The sequence below is a fragment of the Allobosea sp. GW821-FHT10B12 genome (assembly GCF_059415545.1).
Genome location: NZ_JBWKNL010000014.1, coordinates 98872 through 111561, shown reverse-complemented (window position 1 = coordinate 111561; position 12690 = coordinate 98872). Strand labels below are relative to the sequence as shown.

The 12690-nt window shown below is 67.5% G+C and carries 10 protein-coding genes; all 10 read left to right on the top strand.

Features of this window, described 5'->3' with window-relative positions; all coding sequences use genetic code 11:
• A partial coding sequence (locus tag AC07O0_RS28785) for an alpha/beta fold hydrolase (RefSeq protein ID WP_494628047.1) occupies window positions 1–198 on the top strand: 198 nt, incomplete at its 5' end.
• Window positions 199–373: 175 nt separating this feature from the next.
• Complete coding sequence (locus AC07O0_RS28780; protein WP_494628045.1) at window positions 374–958, top strand: ANTAR domain-containing response regulator; 585 nt, start codon at window positions 374–376, stop codon at window positions 956–958.
• A complete protein-coding gene (locus AC07O0_RS28775; protein ID WP_494628043.1) occupies window positions 955–2001 on the top strand; it encodes a CmpA/NrtA family ABC transporter substrate-binding protein in 1047 nt (348 codons plus the stop codon). The genes AC07O0_RS28780 and AC07O0_RS28775 overlap by 4 nt, the downstream gene beginning before the upstream one ends.
• 302 nt (window positions 2002–2303) lie before the next feature.
• Window positions 2304–3623 carry a CmpA/NrtA family ABC transporter substrate-binding protein gene (locus AC07O0_RS28770; RefSeq protein ID WP_494628041.1) on the top strand — a complete coding sequence of 440 codons (1320 nt, stop codon included), beginning with the start codon at window positions 2304–2306 and terminating at the stop codon, window positions 3621–3623.
• A gap of 3 nt (window positions 3624–3626) precedes the next feature.
• The gene (locus AC07O0_RS28765; RefSeq protein ID WP_494628039.1) at window positions 3627–4838 is read left to right on the top strand and encodes an NAD(P)/FAD-dependent oxidoreductase; all 1212 of its coding nucleotides are present in this window, start codon (window positions 3627–3629) and stop codon (window positions 4836–4838) included.
• Between the two features lie 2 nt (window positions 4839–4840).
• A complete protein-coding gene (locus AC07O0_RS28760; protein WP_494628037.1) occupies window positions 4841–7537 on the top strand; it encodes a molybdopterin-dependent oxidoreductase in 2697 nt (898 codons plus the stop codon).
• 29 nt (window positions 7538–7566) lie between these two features.
• Complete coding sequence (gene ntrB, locus AC07O0_RS28755) at window positions 7567–8475, top strand: nitrate ABC transporter permease (RefSeq protein ID WP_494628035.1); 909 nt, start codon at window positions 7567–7569, stop codon at window positions 8473–8475.
• Between the two features lie 11 nt (window positions 8476–8486).
• Window positions 8487–9284, top strand: a complete 798-nt coding sequence (locus AC07O0_RS28750) for an ABC transporter ATP-binding protein (protein WP_494628033.1) — start codon at window positions 8487–8489, stop codon at window positions 9282–9284.
• An 11-nt stretch (window positions 9285–9295) separates the two neighbouring features.
• Entirely contained in the window at window positions 9296–11095 is a 1800-nt protein-coding gene (locus AC07O0_RS28745; protein WP_494628031.1) for a NirA family protein, read from the top strand.
• Window positions 11092–12672 (top strand): sulfite reductase subunit alpha, encoded by a 1581-nt coding sequence (locus tag AC07O0_RS28740; RefSeq protein WP_494628029.1) that lies wholly within the window; start codon window positions 11092–11094, stop codon window positions 12670–12672. The genes AC07O0_RS28745 and AC07O0_RS28740 overlap by 4 nt, the downstream gene beginning before the upstream one ends.
• The last annotated feature ends 18 nt before the right edge of the window (window positions 12673–12690 follow it).

Genomic DNA, 12690 nt, shown 5'->3' with positions numbered 1-12690 from the left:
ACCAGCCCGGCCTGGAACGTCAAGCCCAGCTACTATCTCGTCGCCACCGACGACCGCATGATCCCGCCCCCGGCCCAGCGCCAGATGGCCAAGCGCGCCGGCTCGACCGTCGTCGAGACCAAGGGCAGCCACGCCCTTTACGTCTCCAGGCCCGGGGTCGTCGCCGACATCATCGAACAGGCCGCCAGCGCAAAGTGAAACGAGGCGGCGCCACGCCAGCCACCAGCCGCTGACACCAACCCCAACGACAGAAGCGGGCCCGATAAGGGCCCGCTTCGCTTTTGGCCTTTTTCCCGAGGTACGGTAGGCGGTCCTCATTCGGAGCTGGCGCGAATCCTGCTTCCCGGGCAGGAGGTATCCGCGTTCACAGAGCATGACGTCAGACATCAAGATCCTGGTTGTCGATGCGAACCCGATCCGGGCGGCCATCATCGAAGAAGGGCTGCGGGAGGCCGGCTTCGGCGCCATCGTCCGGCTCAGCGAGACCAGGGGACTGGTCGCGGTGATTGCCCAGCACGATCCGGACGTCGTCGTGATCGACCTCGAAAACCCCAGCCGCGACGCGCTCGCCGACATGTTCCAGGTCAGCCGGCATGTCAGGCGGCCGATCACCATGTTCGTCGACCAGTCGGATGCCGGCCAGATCGAGGCCGCGGTCGAGGCGGGCGTCTCGGCCTATATCGTCGATGGCCTCAGGAAGGAGCGGATGAAGCCGATCCTGCAGACCTGCATCAGCCGCTTCAACGCTTTCAGCAAGCTGCGCGAGGAGCTCGACGAGGCCCGCTCGCAGCTCGACGAGCGCAAGCTCATCGACCGCGCCAAGGGCATCGTCATGCGCCTGAAGGGCCTCAGCGAGGACGAGGCCTACACCCTGATGCGCCGCACCGCGATGAACGAGAAGCGCAAGCTCGCAGACATCGCCCGTTCGATCATCACAGCCGCCGAGGTGCTGAAATGACCCTGCGCCTGCGGATCGGATTCCTGCCGCTGGTCGATGCGGCGCTGCTGGTCGCCGCCGCCGACACCGGCATCGCCGAGGCGCACGGGCTTTCGCTCGAACTGGTGCGCGACGTCTCCTGGTCGAACCTGCGCGACCGCCTGCATGTGCGCCTGCTCGACGCCGCGCATATGCTGGCGCCGGCGGCGATCGCCTCGACGCTCGGCATTGGCGGCGTCACCGCGCCGATGGCGGCCCCGATCCTGCTGAACCTCAACGGCAACGCGATCACTCTCTCGCTGCGACGCTTCGAGGAGATGGCCCGCGTGGCTGAGGGCGATCTGGCTGATCCGTCGGTGTCGGCGCAGGCGCTGGCGCTGCTCGTCTCCAACCGCAAGGCTTCCGGCCTGCCGCCGCTCGCCTTCGCTACGGTCTTCGGCTTCTCCTGCCATACCTATCTGCTCCACGACTGGATGGCGCTCGCCGGCCTCCGCCTCGGCGAGGACATCCGGCTCGCGATCGTGCCGCCGGTCCGCACGATCGAGGCGCTCGCCAGCGGCGAGGTCGACGGCTTCTGCGCCGGCGCGCCGTGGAACACCCTGGCGGTGGAGGCCGGCGTCGGGGCGATCCTGCATTGCGGCGTCGATCTCATGCGCGATTGCCCGGAAAAGGTGCTGGCTTGGCGCGCCGACGATGTCGAGCGCCGCAGCGAAGCAGTTTTGCGCCTGAACGCAGCTTTGATCGAGGCCAGCGGCTGGGCGTCCGATCAGGTGAACTGGCCCAGCCTCGCCCGATTGCTTGCGGCCTCCGATCGCCTCTCGACATCTGCTGCCTTGATCGAAGCGATCCTGCACGGCGACATCGTCCAGGGCGGTGGACGCCCGGTCCGGCATGTCCCCTCCTATATCCGTTTCGACGCCGCTGCGATCCGCCCTGATCCCGCTCACGCCGATCTCCTGCTCGCCGCAATGGCGCGCGCCGGACAGGTCGCGGTCACGCCGGAGTTGAGCGTGCAAGCCCGTGCGGTCTTCACCCCGTTCGCCACGGAAGTAGCAGATAGATGAATTTATAGGCACGCTTAAAAATTAAGCAATTGCGCTAGAATTGTGCGATGCACAAAAGCGAGTGGCGCGAACCGGCCTCCGTGAGACTCGACGATAAATTGAAACAATTCAAAAGCTTGCCGCTCGCCCGCGAGTTGGCACGGTCCTTGTAACGATCCATTCGACCGCGGCCAATGCTGCCCGCGCGCAAGTTCGAAATCGGAACGCACAGCAACGCCGCTGTCGAAGGGAGCCCGGCAGGGCGCTTTCGCGCGGCGTTTTCGTTTTCGCGGCCCCCAACCGTTCACGAGGAAAAGCGATCGATGACCGAGACCGTCAAGACCAGGGTAGCCGTTCTCCAGGCCGGGCCGAGCCGCCGCGATTTCCTGAATCTGACCGGGGCGGCCGCCGTCGCCGCCGCTGCCAAGCTGAGCTTTCCGAGCGGCGCCTTCGCGCAAGGCACGGGCCCCGAGGTCAAGGGCACCCGCCTCGGCTACATCGCGCTGACCGATGCGGCGCCGCTGATCATCGCCAAGGAGAAGGGCCTCTTCGCCAAATACGGCCTGCCCGACATGGACATCGCCAAGCAGGCTTCCTGGGGTGCGACGCGCGACAACATGGCGCTCGGCTTCAAGAACAACGGCATCGACGGCGGCCACATCCTGCGACCCAAGACGCATCTCTACTCGACCGGCAAGGTCATGCAGAACGGCCAGCCGCTGCCGATGTACACGCTGCTCAACCTGAATCAGGACGGGCAGGCGATCTCGGTTTCCAACGAATACAAGGACCTCAACGTCCAGAAGGACGCTTCGCCGCTGAAGCAGGCCTTCGAGCGCAAGAAGGCCGCCGGCAAGGAACTGACCGCCGCCATGACCTTCCCGGGCGGCACTCATGATCTCTGGATCCGCTACTGGCTCGCCGCCGGCGGCATCGATCCCGACAGCGAGATCAAGGTGATCGTCGTGCCGCCGCCGCAGATGGTGGCGAACATGAAGGTCGGCACCATGGACTGTTTCTGCGTCGGCGAGCCCTGGAACGAGCAGCTCGTCAACCAGAACATCGGCTACACCGCGCTGACCACCGGCGAGCTCTGGTTCCGCCATCCCGAGAAGATCCTCGGCATGCGCGCCGATTTCGTCGACGCCAATCCCAAGGCGACGCAAGCCATCCTGATGGCGGTGATGGAAGCCCAGATCTGGGCGGACAAGATGGAGAACCGCCAGGAGCTCGCCGAGATCGTCGGCAAGCGGCAATGGTTCAACGTCCCGGTCGGCGACATCAACAAGCGCCTGCAGGGCGACATCAACTACGGCAATGGCCGCGAGGCCAAGGGTACCAACCTCTACATGAAGTTCTGGGGCGAAGGCGGCACCGTCTCCTACCCCTGGAAGAGCCACGATACCTGGTTCGTCACCGAGAACATCCGCTGGGGCAAATTCGACACCTCGACCGACATCAAGGCGCTGGTCGACAAGACCAATCGCTCGGACCTGTGGTCGGAAGCCGCCAAGACGCTCGGCGTCGCCAATGCGGCCAGCGGTGACTCGCGCGGCGTCGAGACCTTCTTCGACGGCGTGAAGTTCGATCCGGCGGCGCCGCTCGACTATCTCAAGGCGCTCAAGATCAAGCGGATCGCCTGAGCCATGGCCGAGCCGCTGATCATCGTCGGAAAGGGCATGGCGGCGACCAGGCTGGTCGACGAACTCAGCCAGCGCGCGCTCGGCCGCTATTCCGTCGCGGTGATCGGGGCGGAGCCGCGGCTCGCCTACAACCGGGTGCTGCTCTCGCCGCTGCTCGCCGGCGAGATCGGCGAGCCGGATATCGAGCTCAAGCCCACCGCCTGGTGGCAGGCGCGCGGCGTCTCGATGCTCTACGGCAAGCCGGTCACTGCGATCGATCGCGTGGCCAAGACGGTGACGCTGGCTGACGGACTCGCCCTGCCCTACGGCAAGCTCGTCCTCGCCACCGGCTCAAAGCCGCTGATGCCGCCCGTGCCGGGCTTCGACTTGCCGGGCGTCGCCACGTTCCGCGATGTCGCCGATGTCGCGCTGTTCCGCACGGTTGCCGCGAACGGTGCGCGCGTCGTGGTGATCGGCGGCGGCCTGCTCGGATTGGAAGCGGCCTACGGGCTGGCGAGGATCGGCGCCAGGGTCACGGTTCTGCATCTGGCCGATCGGTTGATGGAGCGCCAGCTCGATCGCGAGGGCGCCGGCCTGCTCGCGGCCGAGATCGCTGCTCGCGGCATCGACATCAAGCTCAACTGCACGGCCGAGCGCTTCGTCGGCGATGGCCGGCTTGAGGCCGTCGAGCTGACCGACGGCAGCACGATCCCGGCCGATCTCGTCGTCGTCGCCATCGGCGTGCGCCCGCGCGTCGATCTCGCGGTCGCTGCCGGGCTCGATGTCAATCGCGGCGTCGATGTCGATGACGGCCTCGCCAGCAGCGATCCTGCGATCTTCGCCATCGGTGAATGCGCCGAGCATCGCGGCCTGGTCTACGGCCTGGTCGAGCCGGCCTATGAGCAGGCCCGCGTGCTGGCGACACGGCTCGCCGGCGGGACGGCGCGCTATACGGGCTCGCTGCTGGCGACCAATCTCAAGGTCAGCGGTGTCAGCGTCTTCTCGGCCGGCACAGTCGAGCCAAGCGAGGGTGACGAGGTCCTGCTGCTGCGTGACCCTGCCATGGGGGTCTACCGCAAATTCGTGCTGCGCGAAGGTCGGCTCGCCGGCTGCGTCCTCGTCGGCGACACCATGGGCGCGCTGTTCTATCTCGGCCTGATCCGCTCGCAGCAGGACATCGCGCCGATCCGCGCCGACCTGCCCTTCGGCGAAGCCTATTGCGCGAGGGCGGCCTGATCATGCGCCACGACGCCCCGCTCGCCGGTCCCGTCCCGACACGCACGACCTGCCCCTATTGCGGGGTCGGCTGCGGCGTGCTCGCGACGCCGGACGGCAAGGGTGGCGCGGCGATCGCCGGCGATCCCGACCACCCGGCCAATCGCGGCCGGCTCTGCTCCAAGGGCTCGGCGCTCGGCGAAACCCTCGGCCTCGGCACGCGCGTCCTCCACCCGCTGAAGCGCAACACGCGTGGCGCCTATGATCGTGTGTCTTGGGACGAAGCTCTCGATGCGGTTGCTGCCGGTCTGAAGGCGATCGTCGCACGCGATGGTCCCGAGGCAGTCGCCTTCTATCTCTCCGGTCAGCTCCTGACCGAGGACTATTACGTCGCCAACAAGCTGATGAAGGGCTTCATCGGCTCGCCTCATGTCGACACCAATTCGCGGCTGTGCATGGCCTCGACCGTCGCTGGCCATCGCCGCGTCTTCGGCTCCGACACCGTTCCCGGTTGTTATGAGGACCTCGACAGCGCCGACCTTGTCGTGCTGGTCGGCTCCAACACCGCCTGGTGCCACCCGATTCTGTTCCGCCGCATCCAGCAAAACCGGGCCGAGCGCGGCGCCAAGGTTGTGGTGATTGATCCGCGCGTCACCGCGACCGCCGAGGATGCCGATCTCGTCCTGCCGCTGAAGCCCGGCTCGGACAGCGCGCTCTTCGCCGGTCTGCTGGTGCATCTCGCGGATGCTGGCCTGCTCGACCGCGGCTATATCGAGCGTCATGTCACCGGCTTCGATGTCGCGCTCGCCAACGCTCGCGAGATCGCGCCAGACATCGCGGCAGTCGCCGATCGCACCGGCCTGTCGCAGGCCGACATCGCCAGCTTCTACGCCCTCTGGGCCGGCACGCCCGCCGTCGTCACCGCCTGGAGCCAGGGCGTCAACCAGTCGGCGCAAGGCACCGACAAGGTCGCCGCGATCCTGCATTGCCATCTCGCCACCGGCCGCATCGGCAAGCCCGGCGCCGGCCCGTTCTCGCTGACCGGCCAGCCCAATGCCATGGGCGGACGCGAGGTCGGCGGCCTCGCCAACATGCTCGCTGCCCATATGGGCTACGCACCGGCCGAGATCGACCGTGTCCGCCGCTTCTGGCGCGCGCCGCGCATGGCGGACAGGGAGGGACTTAAAGCCGTCGCCATGATGGACGCCGTCACCGATGGCCGCATCAAGGCGATGTGGGTGATGGCGACCAATCCTGCGGTGTCGCTGCCGCGCGCCGACGCGATGCAGACAGCACTGCGCGGGCTCGATCTCTTTGTCGTCTCCGAGAACGTCCTTTCCAACGACACGCTCGCCGCCGGCCCGCACTACATCCTGCCGGCCGCCGCCTGGGGCGAGAAGGACGGCACCGTCACCAATTCCGAGCGGCGCATCTCGCGCCAACGCAGCTTCCTGTCATTGCCCGGCGAGGTCATGCCGGACTGGCGGATCATCTGCGAGGTCGCCGAACGCCTCGGTTTCGAGGAGGCGTTCGACTATGCCGGCCCGCACGAGATCTACGCCGAGCACGCGGCGCTGTCGGCCTTCGAGAACGAGGGCCGCCGCGACTTCGACATCGGCGCCCATGCCGAGCTGACGCGCCGCGCCTATGACACGCTGCAGCCGGTGCAGTGGCCGGTTCCCGCCGGCAAGCCGGAGGGCACGGCCCGGCTCTTTGCCGAAGGCGGCTTCTTTACTGCCGATCGCAAGGCGAAGCTGCAGCCGCTCGCTGTGCCTGCGCTCGCCGCCGCGACCAGCGAAGCCTTCCCACTGCTGCTCAACACCGGCCGCGTCCGCGACCACTGGCACACGATGACCCGCACGGGCCTCAGCGCCCGGCTGTCGGGCCATATCGCCGAGCCGACCGTGCTGGTGCATCCCGACGACGCATCGCGCTTTGGCCTTGTCGACAAGGGCTTCGCCCGCATCGCGACCACCCATGGCGCAGTCGTACACAAGGTCGCGCTCGATCCGGGCGCGCAGCCGGGCTCGCTCTTCGCGCCGATCCACTGGTCGAATGAGAATGCCTCCGACGCCCGCATCGGCGCCGCGGTCCAGCCATTGACCGATCCCTTCTCCGGCCAGCCCGAGCTGAAAGCGACGCCGGCTGCGATCGCGCCGGTCGCCTTCCGCTCGCGCGGCTTCCTGCTCGGCGCCGAAGATTTCGCGCTGCCGGATGGAAGCTGGTGGACGCGCGTCGCGATCGAGGGCGGACAAGGCCGGCTCTTCGCGACGCAGGCCGATGCTGCCGACGTCATGCAGCTCGCCCGCGAGGCCTTCGGCATCGAGGGTCTGCTCGAAATGGTCGATGCCGAGCGCGGGCTCTATCGCTGCGCCCTGATCCGCGACGGCCGGCTCGCCGCCGCGCTCTTTCTCGGGCCGGACCATGACGCCCCGGTCTGGGATGCGGTCAAGCTCGCCTTCGCCAGCGGTGAGGTCGATCCGCGCCAGCGCCTCATGCTCCTCTCCGGCCGCAGCCTCGACGGCGCCGCCGATCAGGGGCCGACCGTATGCGCCTGCTTCGGTGTCGGGTTGAACGCGATCCGCGCCGCCTTTGCCGAGGCCGCCGACGTCACGGTCGAGGATATCGGCCGCAAGCTGAAAGCCGGCACGAATTGCGGTTCGTGCCTCCCCGAAATCCGCCGCATCGGTACGCAGCAACGCGTCGAGGTGCCGGCATGAACGCACCGATCGATCATGGGAGAGACGGAATGGGTCAGCCTGCCTTGAAGGACGCCGGCGCGGGCGCAAAGGTCGTCGCCTTGCCGGCGGTGAGCGCAGGTGTGGTGGCGCTACCTCAGGCCACCGGCAAGCCGCTGAGTGAGAGGCTGGTGCCGCTGGCGAAATCGGTGCTGGTCACCGTCCTGCCGCCGCTCGTCACGGTCGCCCTCATCTTGCTGTTCTGGCAGATCGCGGCCTCCGGTCCGCAATCCTCGCTCCCGCCGCCGAGCAAGATCTGGGAGGAAGCCAAGGACCTGATCACCGAGCCGTTCTACTGGGCGGGCTCGCAGGATATCGGCCTCGGCTGGCGCATCCTGGTCTCGCTGCAGCGCGTCGCCATCGGCTTCAGCCTCGCTGCGATCGTCGGCGTCCTCTTGGGTGCGCTCGTCGGCCAGTCGGTCTGGGCGATGCGCGGGCTCGACCCGGTTTTCCAGGTGCTGCGCACCGTGCCGCCGCTGGCCTGGCTGCCGCTCTCGCTCGCCGCCTTCCGCGACAGCCAGCCCTCGGCGATCTTCGTGATCTTCATCACCGCGATCTGGCCGGTGATCATCAACACCGCGGTCGGCATCCGCAACATCCCGCAGGACTACCGGAACGTCGCGCAGGTGCTGCGGCTGAACCAGGTCGAGTTCTTCTTCAAGGTGATGGTGCCCTCGGCGGCGCCGTACATCTTCACAGGCCTGAGGATCGGCGTCGGCCTGTCCTGGCTCGCCATCGTCGCCGCCGAGATGCTCACCGGCGGCGTCGGCATCGGCTTCTTCATCTGGGACGCGTGGAACTCCTCGCGCCTCTCCGACATCATCGTGGCGCTCGTCTATATCGGCGTGGTCGGCTTCGTGCTCGACCGGCTGGTCGCCTTCATCGGCGCGATCGTCACCCGCGGCACCGCGGCGAACTGAGGATCACGGCCATGACCAGCGCCTATCTCAAGATCGACCATGTCGAGAAGACCTTCCAGCGCGGCGCGGCGACGACGAATGTGCTGAAGGACGTCAGCCTCGTCATCGACAAGGGCGAGTACGTCTCGATCATCGGCCATTCCGGCTGCGGCAAGTCGACCCTGCTCAACATCGTCGCCGGTTTGACGCCGGTAAGCGCCGGCGCCGTCTTGCTCGAAGGCAAGGAGGTCAATGCGCCCGGCCCCGAGCGCGCCGTGGTCTTCCAGAACCACTCGCTGCTGCCCTGGCTCTCGGTCTACGACAATGTCGCGCTCGCCGTGAACAAGGTCTTCGGCCGCACCAAGAGCAAGGCGCAGCGGCATGACTGGATCATGCACAATCTCGACCTCGTCCAGATGGCCCATGCCAGGGACAAGCGCCCGGCCGAGATCTCCGGCGGCATGAAGCAGCGCGTCGGCATCGCCCGCGGCCTCGCCATGGAGCCGAAGATCCTGCTGCTCGACGAGCCCTTCGGCGCGCTCGACGCGCTCACCCGCGCCCATCTGCAGGACTCGATCATGCAGATCCACGCCACGCTCGGGAACACCATGATCATGATCACCCATGACGTCGACGAGGCCGTGCTGCTCTCCGACCGAATCGTGATGATGACCAACGGTCCCTCGGCCCGGATCGGCGAGGTGCTCGACGTCCGGCTGGAACGCCCACGCAAGCGGCTCGAGCTCGTCTCCGACCGCACCTACATCGCCGCGCGCGAAGCCGTGCTGAAATTTCTCTACGAGCGCCATCGCTTCGTCGAGGCGGCGTGACGGCTGCCGCCATGAGCAACGATTTCTCCCCCGACCAGAAGCGCTATCTCGAAGGCTTCATGAGCGGCATGCAGTCCGCGCGCGCAGCCCGCGGGCTTGGGCCTCTAGGCGGTACGGGGGGCGGCTCCGGCTATGCCGCGCCGTCCGGTCCCGACAAGGAGCATGCCGAGGCACAGGCGAAGACCGTTGCCGCCGGCGGCAAGCTGGTCGATCAGGAGAAATGGAAGGCCGCTGAGCACCCCTTCGACGCCTATGCCCGTTTCAAGGAACAGGCATCATCGGGAACCTATCCCAAGCCGGAGGACAATTTCCGCTGGCGTTACCACGGGCTGTTCTATGTCGCCCCGGCGCAGGACAGCTATATGTGCCGCCTGCGCATCCCGAACGGCATCCTCAAGGCCTGGCAGTTCGAGGGCGTCGCCGATCTCGCCGAGCGGCTCGGCGGCGGCTACAGCCACGTCACCACCCGCGCCAACCTGCAGGTCCGCGAGATCAAGGCGGAGAACGCGCCGCTGCTGCTCGAAGGCCTCGCCGATCTCGGCCTCACCGCCAAGGGCTCGGGCGCCGACAATATCCGCAACGTCACGGGCTCGGCCACCGCCGGCATCGACCCGCTCGAACTCCTGGACACCCGCCCGCACGCCCGCGCCTGGCACCATCACATCCTCAATGACCGCTCGCTCTACGGCCTGCCCCGCAAGTTCAACGTCGCCTTCGACGGTGCCGGTTCGATCGCGACGCTGGAGGACACCAACGATATCGGCTTCCAGGCGATCGAAATCGGTGAAGGCGCATCCTTCGAGGGGCAGCCGGTTGAGCCCGGCATCTGGTATCGGTTGGCGCTCGGCGGCATCACCGGCCATCACGACCTCGCCCGCGACACCGGCATCGTTATCGCGCCGTCGGATACGGTTGCGGTCGCCGATGCGATCGTGCGCGTCTTCATCGCCAATGGCGATCGCACCAACCGCAACAAGGCGCGGTTGAAATATGTGCTCGACGCCTGGGGCTTCGACAAGTTCCTGGCTGCCGTCGAGGAGATGCTCGGCCGCCAGCTGATCCGCGTCGACGCCGCCTTCGTCAAGCCACGGCCGGTCTATGACCGGCTCGCCCATATCGGCGTGCACCCCCAGCTTCAGCCTGGCTTGAACTGGGTCGGCGTGGCGCTGCCGGTCGGCAAGCTCACCGTGGCGCAGATGCGCACCATCGCCGCGATTTCGCAGGGCTGCGGCGACGGCGATATCCGCCTGACGGTCTGGCAAAACCTGCTGATCTCCGGCGTTCCGGACACCAGGGTCGACGATGTCATCGCCAATCTTCAGGCTGCCGGCCTCTCCGCCGAGACCTCCGTGCTGCGCGCCGGCCTGATCGCCTGCACCGGCGCGACCGGCTGCAAGTTCGCCGCCGCCCACACCAAGGAGGATGCGCTCGCCATCGCCGCCCATTGCGAACCGCGCATCACGCTGGACCAGCCGGTCAACATCCACCTGACCGGCTGCCATCATTCCTGCGCCCAGCACTATATCGGCGATCTCGGCCTGATCGGCGCCAAGGTGCCTGTCAACGAGGAGGGCGACACCGTCCCGGGCTATGACCTTCTGGTCGGCGGCGGCTACGGCGTCGATGGCGGCATGGCCCGGCCCTTCCGCGAGAAGGTCAAGGCCGAGGAAGCGCCGGCTTTGGTCGAGGCGATCCTGCGCACCTGGCAGGTCCATCGCGCCGCGCCCGACGAGAGCTTCGTCACCTTCGCCCGCCGCCATGAGATCGCGGTACTGCAGGCACTGGTCGCTGAAACGGGAGAGGCGGCATGACCGTGCAGACGCCGAACCCGCTCGTCCAGGTCCTGCCGGAGACCGCGCCCTTCAGCGAGGAGCAGCGCTCCTGGCTCAACGGCTTCTTCGCCGGCCTGCTCTCGCTCGACAATGCCGGCGTCACCGCCTTGTCGCCGGCCGAGAACGCCGCGGTGATGGGCGAGGCCGATGACGGCGCGCCCTGGCACGACCCGGCCATGGCGATCGCCGACCGCATGCAGCTCGCCGAAGGCAAGCCGCTGCCGCGCCAGCTCTTCGCAGCCATGGCGCAGCAGGATTGCGGCCAGTGCGGCTATGTCTGCGAGACCTATTCGGCCGCAATCGCCGAGGGCAAGGAAGGCCGTCTCAATCTCTGCGCCCCCGGCGGCAAGGAGACTTTGCGCCAGCTCAAGGCGCTGATGGAGGACGGCGGTGCAGCTCCGGCTGCTTCGGCCGAGCCTGCCTCAGCCGTGCCCGCCGGTCCGATCGGGCGCAGCCGCGAGAACCCGGTGCTCGCGACCTTCCTGTCGCGCCGCAAGCTCAATGGCGAGGGCTCCGAGAAGGAGACCTGGCATGTCGAATTCGACCTCAACGAAAGCGGGCTCGACTACATCGTCGGCGACGCCTTCGGCATCGTCGCGCAGAATGATCCGCGTCTGGTCGACGCAGTGATCGCGCTACTGGGTGCCCGCCCCGATGCCGACGTGGGCGGCAAGACCCTGCGCGAGAAGCTGCTGGCCGATTGCGGGCTGGGGCCGGCGCCGGATGCACTGTTCCAGCTGATCTCCTATGTCACCGGCGGCGAGACCCGGCAGAAGGCCAAGCGCCTCGCAGCCGGCGAAGATCCCGACGGCGATCTCGACCGGCTCGACGTGCTCGGCACGCTGCACAAGTTCTCTTCGGCGCGGCTCTCGCCCGAGGCCTTCGTCGAGGCGCTCGATCCGCTGCAGCCGCGGCTCTATTCGATCTCCTCCTCCTTCAACGCCACGCCCGGCCACATCTCCCTCACTGTCGACACGGTCCGCTACAAGGTCGGCTCGCGGCCACGCTGGGGCGTCGCCTCGACTTATCTGGGCGAGCGCGTCCAGCCAGGCGACAAGGTGCCGGTCTATGTCCAGCGCGCCCACGGCTTCGGCCTGCCGGCGAGTCCGGAGACACCGGTGATCATGTGCGGCCCCGGCACCGGCGTCGCGCCATTCCGCGCCTTCCTGCACGACCGCAAGGCGACTGGTGCCAAGGGCAGGAACTGGCTGTTCTTCGGCCATCAGCGCCGCGCCTCGGATTTCTTCTACGAGGACGAGCTCAATGCGCTGAAGCAGGAGGGCGTGCTCACCGGCCTCACCCTCGCCTGGTCGCGCGACGGCAAGGACAAGATCTACGTCCAGGACCGGATGCGCGAGCGCGGCGCCGAGCTCTTCGCCTGGCTCGAGCAGGGCGCGCATTTCTATGTCTGCGGTGACGCCAAGCGCATGGCCAAGGATGTCGAGCGCGCCATGGTCGACGTCGTCGCCGAGCACGGCAAGCGCTCGGTCGACGAGGCCGTCGCCTATGTCGCGGCATTGAAGAAGGCGGGCCGCTACCAGGCTGACGTCTACTGAACCTGCGCAGACAGGCTG